Below are 14,605 nucleotides of genomic sequence, written 5' to 3' on the forward strand. Positions count from 1 at the left end.
TTCAGAGCAAGCAGAGAATCATCGCAGCTCAGCGATAAGACCCTGTTGAGATATTTGTAGCACTACCACCTTAGAGAGTTGCCTGATGAGGATCAAAGGCGTCTCGCACTGCATCTGCAAAAAGATTGCTGGCAAGCACCAAAATAAACATGAATACAAAAGCGGCCATCATCGGCCACCAGACAATAGGCTCTCTTGCCAACTCCAAACGTGCCCCGTTAATCATGTTTCCCCAGCTGATTGTCATAGGCGACACCCCTACACCCACATAAGACAATACGGCCTCGGCAAGAACTAAAAAACTAAAATCTAAAACCAGAGTAATTAATACGATATGCATCACATTCGGCAGCAAATGCCTGCGGATGATGGTAAAGGAACTGCTTCCCAAAGCACGGGCCGCCATAACATAATCTATTTCCCTTAATTTCAGTGTTTCAGCCCGCAATAATCGGCATAAGCTTGTCCAGCTCGTCACCCCAAGAATCAAACAAAGGGCAAGCAACCTGGCATCTGCACTTTTGCTAAGGGTAGGAAACTGCTGAGGATGGTTAGCAATGTACGTTTGCATGGACAACACTGAAGCAGTAATTAGAAGTACCCCGGGAATTGAGCTTAGGGTGGTATAAAGATATTGAATAATATCATCAATAATACCGCCAAAATAACCAGCAGCCATCCCCAGTAATAAAGCCAGTGGCATCATAAAAAGAGTGGTTAATATGCCAATAACAAGGCCAGTACGAATGCTTTTTACCGTATAATAAAAGATATCCTGGCCAATTTTTCCAGTACCTAAAAGATGAAAATCGCGAGAAAGCCAATAACTGGCGAGCATCACAAACAGGCATATAAAAAGCGTAATCAGCCCACTGATGCCGCTTTTTTCCGGTATCAGCTTCAACCGCTTGCCTAAGCTCCAATCAATTCCGATAATCAGCCCCCACAGAGTGATAACAATAAGCAAGCTCACCAGTACTGCTCTATAACTAACTGCTATTAGTTGTGCTGTTCTGTCATGGGTATTTTTAATGGTCTTTGGCAGGTACTTCAAACGAGGATGTACCTGTCTTGCTTCTCCGTCTATTAGTATTGTTTCTGCACTATATAAATTCAGTGCCAACGGTGCGGAATACGTTTTCTCATAAAAACTGCCCAGCGGTGCCATTACCCTGTCTAAAATCGAATTCTGCTGACCTGTGACAGGATCTTGATTAGCCGATATTGGAAAATTGAGATGAATGGAATCAATAACGGCTATTGCCAGGAAAAATAATAATACAATCGAGGCACTCACAGCCAGTGGCTTTTTAAAGATGCTTTGAAAAGCCCTTCTGACATGCTTTTTGCGTAAACTAAAACTAATTACTGCAGCGCTTATTATCAATACCGCTAAAAAACATTGGTCTGTCCATAATAATTCCATACCTAACCCAGCCTCACCCGCGGATCAACCAATGTATAAGAGATATCAGTCAAAATTAAACCAGCGATATAAAGAACGGAACCTAGAAATACCATCGCTCTTACAATAGCAAAATCCTGTTGCTGGATGGCATCGATAATATAACTGCCAAGCCCTGGCACACCAAAAAATGACTCCAGGATAAGACTTCCCATAAACAAAGAAGGGATAAGCACAACAATGCCGGTAAGAATTGGCAGCATGGCATTTTTCAATACATGACGAAATAAGACACGCAGTTCAGATAATCCTTTTGCACGCGCGGTTTTAACATACTCTCGATTCATCTCTTCAAGAAATAAACTACGATACCACCTGGAGCCTGCGCCAATCCCTGCCAGAACAGCAACAAATACCGGCAATAAAATAAACTTGATACTGCTAAGTCCGGCATCATAACCAGAAATAGGTACTAATCGCAGCAGTTTCCCAAAAATATATTGTCCGCCAATAATATAGAAAAGACTGGAGATAGACATCAGGATAATGCAAAAAATTACACCACTGAGGTCAATGTAGGTAGAGCGAAAAAAAGCCATCGCCATAGCAAAGATAATGTTTACCAATATACCCAGAAGCAATACGGGCAAAGCAATCGCAAGGCTCGGCCACATTCGGTGCGAAATATCATAGCTAATGTCACGTCCGGCATCAGACATGCCAAAGTCAAAAGCAAACAGCTTTAATGATTTTTGAAAAAAAAGCGTCTGTGTCAACATCCTGATGCCCGTCTCTGTCGAATTATAGAATAAGGGGAGATTGTAACCACGCGACATTTTCCACTGCATGATTGCTGCCGGTTTGACATGTTTTTCCCCTAACTGCATTCTCGCCATATCATCCGGGGAATTAACCATAAAAAACAATGCAAAAGTGATGATATTGATACCTAATAGAATGGGAATCGCATATAGAATTCGTCGCAATAAATAATAAATCATGATTTGATTCTCGAAGCACTTTGCTTTTCTCTTTTATAATAAGCCCAAAGCAGAGGGATTAGTAGCAAGCCAAACGTTAGCAGCAATAAACCAATTGGCCATAAAACAGGCTTATTCCAGCGCTGGCGTAATTCGTTTCGCTGCTCCACATTGATAGCCATGTATTTCAAGGTATTGTTATTAATCGTATCAGGCTTGGTTGGCGATACCCATTGCTGACTGAGAATCAACGTTTGGGTGTTGATCCCCCACGCCCAGGGTGCATCATGTCTGACTATTTCGACCATTTCGTCAATAAGCGACTGCCTCCTGTCATCATTACTACGGTTTTTCATTAAGTTAAACAAATGGTCATAACGCGGATTTTGATAATTAGAGGCATTCTCCCCGCCATGTTTTACTTTGCCGTTAGGACCATAAAGCATAAATAAAAAATTCTCAGGATCAGGATAATCTGCATGCCAACCCCAACTAAAAATCTGGGCGTTTCCAGTGCGCATTTTTTCTTGAAAACGATTATATTGCGTACCTCGAATATTTAAATCAATGCCTATTCGAGCGAATTGCTTACGCATCCAATCTAATCGAGATTTATCATCAGGCCCCCCGGTAACAGGTACATCATAATGCAGAAGCAACGGTTTGCCCGTTTCAGGATCGCGACCCTCTGGATAACCTGCCTGCGTCATTAATGCCTTAGCCTCTTCAAGCGTTTTCCTTTTAGGCCGATTTCCCTCCCAACGATAAATATAAGGATTAATTCCTTTCTCATCCTCTCTATAGCCAAAAATTCCTGGCGGTATAGGCCCCTGAGCGGCTTGGCCACGGCCATTATAGAAAATGGCAATTTGTTCATCAAAATTTACCGCAATCGAAATAGCCAATCTTAATTTTCTCGCCCGCTCACTTTTACCTCCTACAATTGGATCAAGCATATTGAATCCCAGGTAATAAATTGTTGGATCGGTTGTATGTGATAAGCGTATTTTCTTTTTCTGCATGCTGCGGGTTAGCTTGGGAATCCCTGAACGACTTATCTGAATCGCCTGGTCAAAGCTGTCCGTACTGATTCCCGATAAATCATAATAACCCTGCAAAAATTTATTCCAGCGAGGGATTGTTTCCTTCTCAAGAGTAAATACAGCCTGTTCAATTAAGGGAAGCAATTGTCCGGCATAACGCAAATAGCCAGCTTTGATGTCGTCCTCTGAACCATTAGCCGGGAAATATTCCTGCCGGAAATTTGGATTTTTATTCAAAACCATACGCCGGTTCGGGTTATTCTCACTTAACATGAATGGGCCAGTCCCTACAGGGTACCAACTAAAGGTTAAATTTTTATCATCCATTCCCTCTTGTAAGTAAAAACGATCTGCTTCCCAAGGCACAGGAGCAAAAAAAGGCATCGCCAGCCAGAACATGAATTGAGGATACTGTCCCCTGATAGTAATTTCAAAGGTGTAATCGTCAATCTTACGGACTCCAGCAAGAGGATATTTTCTTAAGTCCAAAAAATGAGCTTGCCGAAACCCATTTGGCAAGGATCTGGCAAAATCGCGAAAGCCAACAATATATTCGCTCATCAATCCGTATATTGGTGAATTTACTGCCGGACTGGCCAAGCGCTTAATCTGATAAATATAATCATCAGCCGTTAATTCACGGGTACCTGTTATCTGGAAGTCAGATAGCTTATTAATGTTATTGTTAGAAAGATAATCTTTTGCTAAATCCAGATAAAGGTAATTACCTGCTTTGTCTTTAGCCAGGGCAGGATGAGGCTGAAATAATATGCCCGGTTTAATGCGAATAGTATACACAGAAAACGCAACCTCACTGCTTTCTGCATCAGGCAGTAATTGATGTGATTTTCCCAGATAACGCACTGTTGGCATTGAAACAGCAGTTAAGGGAGTTAATTTATAGGGACGTACCAGATAATCATACTGTAATACAGGCTCATAGATTTGCGCTATAAACTGGTACTCATTGCTGGAATAAGACTTGGCAGGATCCAGCGTCTTGGGCTGCTCTGCAAATGACGAATAATAAATCTTCTCTTCAGCTTCGCTTCTCGGATAAGGGTTGTTAAAAACCCAATTCCTGGCATAGGATATTTCCCATGTACTGAGCAGTACAATCAATATAATTCCTAATCGCCTGAGTACTGCCAAAATCATTCCTGGAAGATGGTTATAGTAACTGCTTACTTTTTAAAGCATTATGATGTTAGCAACCAGGATTTTAGTCAAGTGAGCATGGCAAGAAATTCTTCCTCATTCAATACCCGCACACCTAATTCAATAGCCTTATCCAGTTTTGAGCCAGCTTCACTACCAGCAACGACATAATCCGTTTTTTTTGAAACACTGCCTGCCACCTTAGATCCAATTGACAATAACCGTGCCTTTGCTTCTTCACGGGTCATACTCACCATAGTTCCGGTAAGAACCATCGTTTTACTGTAAAATGGATGTGCTTCATCCAGTTGCTTCCGCTCTATTTGGGGCCAGTGAACACCATGCGCTAAAAGTTTTTCTATGACTTCGCAATTATGGTTCTGTGCAAAAAACTGTACGACATGTTCTGCGCACACCGGACCGATATCCTTTAGTGACATTAACTGCTCAACAGAAGCTTCCTTCAGCGATTGAATATCCGTAAACTCTGTTGCCAATACCCTGGCACTGACTTCGCCAACTTCCCGTATTCCCAAAGAGTAAAGAAAACGAGGAAAGGTGGTTTTTTTGCTTTTTTCAATAGCAGATAACAAATTTTCTGCCGACTTTTTTCCCATACGTGGAAGCTCAGCCACAGTATCCAAATCAAGGACATAAAGGTCAGAAACGTCTTTAACGATTTCCTTTTCCACAAGCTGATCAATAAGCACCGCTCCTAACCCATCAATTGCCATCGCTTTGCGGGAGGCAAAGTGCCATAGCATCCTTTTAAGTTGGGCTCGGCAGAATAATCCTCCCGTACAACGGGCAACTGCTTCATCTTCTTCCCTGACAACCCCTGCCCCACATACCGGACAATGCTCTGGCAGTTTAATCGTTTGAACACTGGCAGGCCGCTTTTCTTTAACGACGGATACCACTTCGGGGATAACATCGCCAGCACGACGGATAATAACCGTATCGCCAATGCGAATGTCTTTTCGCTGAATCTCATCCATATTATGCAAAGTAGCATTGCTGACTGTGACACCTGCCACACTGACTGGATTTAATCGGGCAACCGGCGTTAAGGCGCCAGTACGGCCTACTTGAAAATCAACTGCTTTCAATTCGGTCATTTCTTCGCTGGCAGGAAATTTGTGGGCACAGGCAAAACGGGGAGCACGAGCCACATAACCCAGTTCTTTCTGCAGGGCAATATTGTCTACCTTATAAACAACACCATCTATCTCATAAGGCAGATCCACGCGGCGGGCTAATATTTTCTGATAATACTCAAGGCAACCTTGAAGACCAGTCGCTGTCCTTATTTCAGGCGAAGTCCTAAAACCCCAATGACGCAACAGCTCCAACTGGGCAAAATGGCTGTCTGGTAACTCATATTTTTCACAAGCTCCGATGCCATAATAATACACTGCCAATGGTCTTTCTGCGGTAACTGCCGCATTCAATTGCCGCAAGCTTCCGGCAGCAGCATTGCGAGGATTGGCAAACGTCTTTTCACCCTGAGCACGTGCCTTCGCGTTATAAGCTTCAAAACCTGCCTTCGGCATGTACACTTCCCCTCTGATCTCAATTAGCTCAGGCGGATTATCGGTTAATATTTTTAAAGGGACTGCGGTGATAGTTTTAATGTTATTGGTAACATTTTCACCAACCGCCCCATCACCACGCGTTGCGGCATGAATTAATATACCTCTTTTATAAGTTAAACTGACTGCCAGTCCATCCAGTTTTGGCTCACAGCTGAATAATAAAGAGGTTTCATCACAATCCGCTCTATCAGCTACCCGCTTCATAAAAGCACGTAACTCTTCTATTGAAAAAACATTTGCCAGTGAAAGCATAGGCTGAAGATGAATCACAGGCTCAAAAGCCCCTACAGGACTCCCCCCTATCCTTTGTGTGGGTGAATCAGGAGAAATATAGTCCGGATGGTCACTCTCAAGCGTTTGTAACTCCCTGAAACAACGATCATATTCGATATCAGGTACCAACGGATTGTCCAGCACATAATAATGATAATCATATAATCGAATCCGATCCCGCAAGCTATTAATTTTTTCAACAATATCCTGACTCATTGACTAGACTAACCTTGATAAAAAAAGAAGTTTAACATTAAAAACAGGGGAGGTAGGAATTGATTAATCAAAAATTAATCTAAAATTGGTGATATTTAAGGCTTTGGATAGGTATTAATCGATTAACGGAAAGTCTTGTCTGTTTATTCAGATTATTTCTCGAATAATTACTTCCTGCATTACTCTGAGCACGGGACATAAGCGCTGGTTCCAATTGTCAACAAAATCCAAATCAAAACTTACATTTATTGGTTAATTTTATAACAAATTATTGCTTATAGTCTAAACTGAAAAAGTAAAAGCCTATCCCTTTAATTTGAACATACATGATTAAATCAATTCAAGGAGTTTATTAATGAAGCAGGCAAGTAACCCCATAGCTCAATCTTTTCAACTAATACAAAAAGAATACTTACTTTATGAAACAGGCCCCTATCAATGCTTTGTTATCCCAGGTGATATGCTTGGGGTTCTTCTATTAGAGATAGGAAGGATAAGAGAGCTTGTTTTTAGGAAATCACTACATGGTTCAGGTAAAGAACATGACCTCGACGGTTTGGATAGATTTTACCATCATGTCATCATTTGGGATAATGAACAGAATCAAATTATGGGTGGCTACCGCTTTCGCACAAACCAAGACTGGGATTCGGAAAAAATAGCCGAACAATCTTACATTGAAAAATGTTATCCTGGCATATACAAACATCTTAGTAAAAAGCATCTCTTCATTGAATTAGGACGCTCTTTTATTAATGAAGATTATCAAAATGACATATTTTCTTTATTTCTCCTTTGGAAAGGAGTTCTGCTTTATATAACAACCTATTTAAAAGATCACCGCCTTATCGTTGGCTTGCCTTGGGTTAAGCTTGATCATTTGAAGAAAGATTCAATTTCATTCTTATTAAGCGTACTCTCGAATAACCATTTCTACCAGCCAATCTCCCAGATCAATGCCAAACATCCTTATCCAATGAAGCACTTACTAAGCACGAAGCTAGCCAATTTGGCTCAAGAACACTCTGATATGACCTCGACATTCAATACCATTTATTCTATCGAGGGAACAAAGCGATGTTTACCCGTTTTACTTAAACAATACATCAATTTAATGGGCGCTAAAACACACGGATTTTCAATTGCTCGTGATTTCAATAACTTATTGGAAGTATTGATGTCTACAGATCTTTCAAAAATCCCTTCCAGAAGGATAGAGCGGTATGTTAATCGATAATTTATACCTTACTAAAAACAGCATCCGATTTATTTTAGAATTAATCAAAAAAAATCATAATGATATGACATTTAATCAGTTTCATTATAACAATTTGGAAGCTGATTTATACTCCCAAAATAACACAAGAAAAAACCAGGGAGTTGTTGTTATTTTTCACGGACTAAACCAGCAAGGAAACAAGGATTCGAGACTCCTAAGTTTAGTCAATTCTTTGACAAATATAGGATTTAATTGTCTTTTACCACAATTAAATGCTTATACAGAAATCAGATTACCATCTGAAGAAGAATTTGATGATCTTGTTGTTTTTATGGAGTATTTGTTTAATAATAAAATAGAATCCAACAATAGAATCTTGTTTCTAGGTCCGTCTGTATCCTGTTTGTTTATGGCAAAAATTGCTTCTAAAACAAAGTTAAAAAATGAAATAAAATCATTATGCCTGATAAGCCCTTATTTTTCTGCTGAGGATAGTTTTAAGGAAATTCTGGAATCCCCAAAAAATTTTTATGCTCAGTTAGTAACGTTAAAATTACTTCTCCATAGTAAATACCTACAAGATAATAATGAAAAATCAATCATTGATATGCAAATATTAAATAAAGCAATTAACCTGTGCTTCCTTAAAAAATCAGAGCCAGAAATAAAAAATAAAATCATTGATTTCGTTGCTGATAATTCATCAAAAAATGGCATCCTTCCTGACTATATTAACCGACTAGGAAGATCAGGATTTATTACAAAAGATATTGAACCATTTTTTCAGGAAATGACACAAAAAGCATATTACAGTGAATCAATTATAAAGATTAATGCCAAAATAACTTTAATACACTCGTTAAATGATACTATTTTTTCTCCTGTAAATAGCATTCAACTCGCTGAGCACTTAAGAAAAAATAATATAAAATGCCATATGTTAATAACGAGTTTGTTAGAACATGCTGATATAAGCTTGAAAAAAATTATTCGGGAGTTTCCACGCGTTATTAAATCTTTGAATTATTTTTTAGCGTAAGACAAGAACAGCATTTTAAAATATATTTCTTTTTATTTTTAAAAACTTTAACCGCTTGTCATCAATCCAGTGCCTAAATAACGTTCAACGCCTGAGGTTTGTATAGTTCCTATCTTCAAGTGTGACAGGTATAATTACTACTTGCTGATTGGAGCGAGGGTATGTTATAGATATCGCCTTTGTTATGGACAAGGATAGAAAAACAAATGGACTTCCCGCGTTTTTTGAGTTACTTGACCCTGCTTTTTTTCTCTTTATGGAGCGTTGCCTCACCTGCTACTGAAACGCTTGGTATAGCCTTTATTCATGGTACTAATGATCATCGTCAGGATGCTGATGGCGGTTATTGGAAACGAGGTTTTATTAATTCATTAGCCAGTGTGCTTCCCGATCCCGGCAATCATGTGGTTTTAGCCTGCGACTTTAGCCATTATATGTGGCATGAGGAAGCAGCTGGTTGCGTAGCAAACCAGCTACTGGATTTTATTAATAACAAACAAATCACTCAGCTAACTGTTTATACCCACTCTAATGGCGCCAATGTTATACGCTGGATTCTGTCTAATCCCAGCTATGATTGGCGTTATCAGCTTTTAAATAAAAAAATAAGCCAGGTTATTGCCATAGCACCATCCAGTGGCGGCACCCCCCTGGCTGATGAAGTAATCGATGGCAATATTTTTGAGTCAGGTGTAGGCTGGCTTCTTGGTTATCGCAATAATTCTGTAAAACAGCAACGCGTCGGCGATATGGCACTTTATAATTCGGAAATATTGCTTGGGACAGCCGGTCGTCCTTCACTTCCAGTACCTTTTCGCGTCGTTGTTGGCACTGATGTAACGGCATCACCTTTTTCCAGTGCCAGCTATTGTAATGGTTATCTGCTCAATGTCGGGTTAAAACTTACAAAAATTTATCTGCAAAAATGCGCTGATGGTTTTTTAGATTGTTGGTCACAGACTGCAGCTGGCAATATCTGGTTTTATGACTGGCAAAAAACGCAAGCCAAACTTCCCTTAAGCCATAATCAAAGTCGCCATTCCTGTTTTGGTTTTGAACAAGCGCTTCGTCAGGACCTGGTTGCACAAGGAGCATCATAATGAAAGCAAATAGTCTTATTTTTTCATCCATGCTGCTATGGTTAGCTCAGGCACAAGCCCTGACATTACCCGTGCAGCCCGTGATGCCTTATGATTGCAGAGATTGTGAGAGTTTACCTCATGAGGATTTGAATTCAGCCTGGTATACCGAAGACAAACCCCTTAGTGAGGGGGTTATACATAAGCAAATCAGCCGCAAATACCAAATTAAGGCGACATTGAAAGAGTTAAGTACCGGTGTTGCCATTTATACCCAGGCATCAGGAGCGGTCATTCGTATAGCAGCTACCAATCCTGCGGCTAAAATCAAACCGGATTTTTATATCAAGAAACCCCAAGGGGCTAATCTGGGCTTGAAACAAGCTTCTGTCTTGTTTTCCAGTGATGAGGCATTAAATAATACCGCATTTGCAGGCGAAAGTGTGGTCTTGAAGTTAAAGCCAGAACTAGGTTCCGGAAAGTTCATTATCAATATTCCCTCTACTCAATTAAAACAGGACAATGAACTGTTTATTATTCATGTTTATGACAAAGAGGCGCCAGCCTTTCTAGCCGTAGAGACAGATAGAGCCCGTTATCATTATGGTGATGAGTTAAAAGTGAATATCAGCTTGCATGATGATGCTCTAAGCTATCCTATTGATTATATTAATGCCTCTTTATTAAGTCCGGAAGGCGAAGTGACCCCTTTAACTCTTGAGCAGGTGCACGATAACCTCTATCAAGCCAGCATCAACCTGACATCCAACAAAAATGGTGCCGGTGAGAACTGGTATGTCATTGTTGATGCCTCGACACTGGTAGATACTCAGGTCATCAAACGCCAGGCACACACTGCGTTTTCTTATGTCATTCCCTCAGCCTCCCTGCTTAAAGTGAGCAGGCAGGGGAAAGAGCCATTTAGCTTTTCTGCCGACTTGGAGGTTGCAACAGGAAGTCGCTATGCGTTGGAAGCTGTTCTCTTCGGCAGCGATTCAGGTGGCAACATTCATCCAATCGAAACCGTACAATCCGCCTCCTGGCTGCCAGCAGGAACACATCATCTTAATTTTTCATTTGATTCTGATCTGAAAACTGATTATAAAGCCCCTTATTACCTTGGTTATCTGCACTTAATTGATTTTGGTCAATTAAAACCTGTGTATGAATATAATACGCCTATTGAACTGACAGCACTGGATTAACATGTTTTTCTCATTTTCTTCAATTTCTTTTATCGAGGGCATAGCCCTGGCGCTTGCCCTGCAAATGCTCCTTGTCTTATGGGTCGTTTACCGTCAATCCAGGCAGCGATTATTGGCTGAAGCCCTGTCTGATAAACTGCAACAATTATTCACCACCCAACTTCATCAACTGCATCTGGAACTACAGCAAGCTTATCAAACAAGCCAGCAGACTGTTCAAGAGAAAATAACTTACAGTCAATTAAGCACACAACAATTAATCAGTGAAGCAATACAACGCCAGATGAGCGATGTGCGCGAACAAATAAACCATAGCTTCAAGCAACATGCAGGTTCCTTAACCTCTCACCTGCACTCATTGACTGAAGAAATCCGCAATCATCTCCATAGCCTTACCCAGCAGGTGAATCATAAACTCACTGAAGGATTTGAAAAAACCTCTTCGACATTTACCGATGTTGTCCGGCGCCTGACCATTATTGATGAAGCGCAAAAAAAGATTACCGAATTATCAACCCATGTCGTTAGCCTGCAAGATGTTCTTGTCGATAAACGAGCGCGTGGCGCTTTTGGTGAAGTCCAGTTATCAACCCTGATTGCCAATATGATCCCCAGCAATCACTATCGTATGCAATATACCCTCAGTAATCAGAAAAGGGCTGATTGCATCCTGTTTTTACCGGAACCGACAGGCCATGTGGTGATTGATGCCAAATTCCCCCTGGAAACCTATCAAAAGCTTGTGAATACCGACAGCACCGCAGAAAAAAAATTATTGCAGCAGCAATTTCGCCAGGATCTGCAAAAGCATATCAAAGACATTGCAGAAAAATACATTATCCCTAATGAGACAACTGATGGTGCGGTAATGTTTATACCCGCAGAAGCTATTTTTGCTGAAATTCATGCTAACTACCCTGAAATTATCGCCCTGTCACAGCGATTAAAGGTGTGGCTGGTTTCACCAAGCACATTAATGGCCGTATTAACCACAGCAAGAGCGGTATTAAAAGATGATGCCACACGTAAACAAATCCATATCATTCAAAAGCACCTGCATGCACTGTCTGATGATTTTCAGCGTTTTGAAAAACGCATGGATAAATTATCCAGACATATTGATCAAGCACATCAGGATGTCAGTGAAGTCAGTACTTCCGCAAAAAAAATAACGCAGCGTTTTCAGAAAATTGAATCAGTCGAGCTGGATTTTCAGGAAACGACTCCTGTTATTCCCTCTCCCGAAGAAGAACCTGTATAACTCAGGCTTAGTCGGTGGTTTACAAATCCATTATTCCTTACTATATATGTAAGACTGAAAAACAGCTAAAGGAGATAGTATGAAAAGGACAGCCTCAATCCTGATAACGATGATAGCAGTAGTCTCATTTAGTGCAACCTATGCAAGTGCATCAGATACAACAAATACCTATTCAAACGCCAGTACGACAACAGGTCCTATGGGTACTGGTGTACCCACAGGCACCATCACTCAACCTGACAAAGGTTCCGATTCTGGAACTAACGTCAACATTAATAAAGGAATGAATACGGGTACCGATACAGGAACTGATATTAATACGGGTACCGGGGATAACACCGGTGCAGGTACAAGTAATTAACTGGACTGCCACTTATAGGCATGAATGTCATTTAAATAACTTTCGCTGGTTCCCGTGGTCAAGCCACGGGAATTCGCTTTGATTTGTCATGATTTTACCGTACAACTGCTTCTTTTTATTAAATTATGTATGCTATGCTAATTTAATATTTCGATTCTCAGGACTAATCATGCCGTTATTGTGTCGAGTGTTAGTGACCATCCTTTTTTTATCAGGCTCTCTAAGCTTTGCTGGCAGGATATGCAATGAATCGACCACCTACATCCCTCAATGCGATAAAATGAATTGCTGTGGCAGTATGGGTGGAATCAGTTACTGTGATTCATCCGCTGGCCGTTATGTTTGCAATAATGGCTACTATTCATCCTGTTATTGTACACGGCATGCTGTAATGGATTTACAACTGCTTCAAGGTTGTTGCCTATGGCAAGGAGGTGTCTTGACCGTGGATCCCCGTACCGGTGCTGTGGTCTGTCATAATGGCAGTGTATCTGAGATTTGCAGTTTACAGGCACCGCCTCAACAAATCTCAGTCTGGTAATAATTGATTCGAGGTCAACTGTCAGCTGGCCTCGAAAGATAGAGCGTCTAACTGATCTGGACAAGTTTCTTGTCAGACCCCATAATTGCCCTTTTTTGTCCTTTATCCCTATGACCATACCATTGATAGAAATTAAAGACCTTTATAAGTCATATGGCTCAGTCACTATACTTGATAACATCAGCTTATCAGTCTTTAATGGTGAATTCTTAACATTGCTGGGTCCTTCCGGATGCGGCAAAACTACTCTATTACGTCTAATATCCGGCTTTGAACAGCCTTCTGCCGGTAATATTTACATTAATGGTCAATGCGTAAACACCTTATCGCCTCAAAAGCGGGATGTTCATACTGTATTTCAAAGTTACGCGTTGTTCCCACATCTTTCTGTTTATGAAAATGTCGCTTTTGCTTTACGGTGCAAGGGGGTCGATGAAGGAGAAATTGCCAGCCGCGTTCAAGAAACCCTTCGTCTCGTCCAATTAGAAAATTTCTCCAGCCGTAATATCAAGCAATTAAGTGGCGGTCAACAACAACGAGTGGCAATCGCCCGCGCCATTATCAATCGCCCGCAGGTGTTACTGCTTGATGAACCCTTAAGTTCTCTCGACTATCGTTTACGGAAAGCCATGCAATATGAATTAAAGCAATTACAGAAAGCGCTAAACATGACTTTTATTTTCGTAACCCATGACCAGGAAGAAGCACTTTCCATGTCAGACAGAATTGTTATCTTTAATCATGGGCACATAGAACAAATTGGAACCCCCCGGGAAGTTTATGAAACGCCCAACAACCTCTATGTTGCCAAGTTCATCGGCGAAGCCAATATTTTTGATATCACCGTTGCGGAAATTTCAGGGCAGACTTTATTAACTGAAATTGAATCGATCAAATTACACTGTAAAAACACCCATCACTATAAGCCAGGCGACAAGCTTCATCTTATTGTACGCCCTGAAGACATTCGAGTCTGGAGTCTATCAGAAGTTGACGATACCAATGAAATGATACCGGGGAAGATTGTCGATATTGTCTACAAAGGCTCAACTGTTGATCTTAAAGTAGAACTGTCCTCTGGAAAAATTATCAATGCATCGGAATTTTTTGACGAAGATGATGATAAATTGGAGTATGCCCCAAATGAATCAGTTTGGGTACATTGGTTAACCGGCTGGGAAGTGTTATTGCCTTATGCACATGAAACACTTGTATAAATGATGAAATTAT

Annotated in this window: 12 protein-coding genes; 8 read left to right on the top strand and 4 right to left on the bottom strand. The window is 40.7% G+C overall.

Annotation, left to right across the window (positions count from 1 at the left end; translation table 11 throughout):
• Positions 1-70: 70 nt before the first annotated feature.
• From E1O65_RS05300 to ligA, 4 genes are all read right to left on the bottom strand, one after another.
• A complete protein-coding gene (locus tag E1O65_RS05300) occupies positions 71-1,426 on the bottom strand; it encodes an ABC transporter permease (protein ID WP_133132555.1) in 1,356 nt (451 codons plus the stop codon).
• Positions 1,427-1,428: 2 nt separating this feature from the next.
• Positions 1,429-2,406, bottom strand: coding sequence for an ABC transporter permease (locus E1O65_RS05305; protein WP_133132556.1), 978 nt, complete (start codon positions 2,404-2,406; stop codon positions 1,429-1,431).
• Complete coding sequence (locus E1O65_RS05310) at positions 2,403-4,580, bottom strand: ABC transporter substrate-binding protein (protein WP_242601539.1); 2,178 nt, start codon at positions 4,578-4,580, stop codon at positions 2,403-2,405. Before E1O65_RS05310 ends, E1O65_RS05305 begins: the two co-directional genes overlap by 4 nt.
• 74 nt (positions 4,581-4,654) lie before the next feature.
• Positions 4,655-6,670, bottom strand: coding sequence for an NAD-dependent DNA ligase LigA (ligA, locus tag E1O65_RS05315; RefSeq protein WP_133132558.1), 2,016 nt, complete (start codon positions 6,668-6,670; stop codon positions 4,655-4,657).
• 355 nt (positions 6,671-7,025) lie between these two features.
• Between ligA and E1O65_RS05320 the strand changes: the two genes are divergently transcribed.
• The 8 genes from E1O65_RS05320 to potA all read left to right on the top strand — a co-directional run bounded on the left by E1O65_RS05320 (position 7,026) and on the right by potA (position 14,592).
• Entirely contained in the window at positions 7,026-7,907 is an 882-nt protein-coding gene (locus tag E1O65_RS05320) for a GNAT family N-acetyltransferase (protein WP_133132559.1), read from the top strand.
• Entirely contained in the window at positions 7,894-8,928 is a 1,035-nt protein-coding gene (locus E1O65_RS05325) for a hypothetical protein (protein WP_133132560.1), read from the top strand. Before E1O65_RS05320 ends, E1O65_RS05325 begins: the two co-directional genes overlap by 14 nt.
• A 206-nt stretch (positions 8,929-9,134) precedes the next feature.
• Positions 9,135-10,028, top strand: coding sequence for a hypothetical protein (locus tag E1O65_RS05330; RefSeq protein ID WP_133132561.1), 894 nt, complete (start codon positions 9,135-9,137; stop codon positions 10,026-10,028).
• A complete protein-coding gene (locus tag E1O65_RS05335) occupies positions 10,028-11,212 on the top strand; it encodes a DUF4785 domain-containing protein (RefSeq protein WP_133132562.1) in 1,185 nt (394 codons plus the stop codon). Before E1O65_RS05330 ends, E1O65_RS05335 begins: the two co-directional genes overlap by 1 nt.
• A gap of 1 nt (position 11,213) precedes the next feature.
• Positions 11,214-12,473 carry a DNA recombination protein RmuC gene (gene rmuC, locus E1O65_RS05340; RefSeq protein WP_133132563.1) on the top strand — a complete coding sequence of 420 codons (1,260 nt, stop codon included), beginning with the start codon at positions 11,214-11,216 and terminating at the stop codon, positions 12,471-12,473.
• A gap of 79 nt (positions 12,474-12,552) precedes the next feature.
• Positions 12,553-12,834: a hypothetical protein gene (locus E1O65_RS05345; RefSeq protein WP_133132564.1), complete on the top strand. Its 282-nt coding sequence runs from the start codon at positions 12,553-12,555 to the stop codon at positions 12,832-12,834.
• Positions 12,835-13,003: 169 nt separating this feature from the next.
• Positions 13,004-13,375, top strand: a complete 372-nt coding sequence (locus tag E1O65_RS05350; protein WP_133132565.1) for a hypothetical protein — start codon at positions 13,004-13,006, stop codon at positions 13,373-13,375.
• A gap of 110 nt (positions 13,376-13,485) precedes the next feature.
• On the top strand, positions 13,486-14,592 hold the full coding sequence (gene potA, locus E1O65_RS05355) for a spermidine/putrescine ABC transporter ATP-binding protein PotA (RefSeq protein ID WP_133132566.1): 1,107 nt from the start codon (positions 13,486-13,488) through the stop codon (positions 14,590-14,592).
• Positions 14,593-14,605 lie beyond the last annotated feature (13 nt).

It is taken from the genome of Legionella sp. W10-070, assembly GCF_900640175.1.
Classification (GTDB): domain Bacteria; phylum Pseudomonadota; class Gammaproteobacteria; order Legionellales; family Legionellaceae; genus Tatlockia.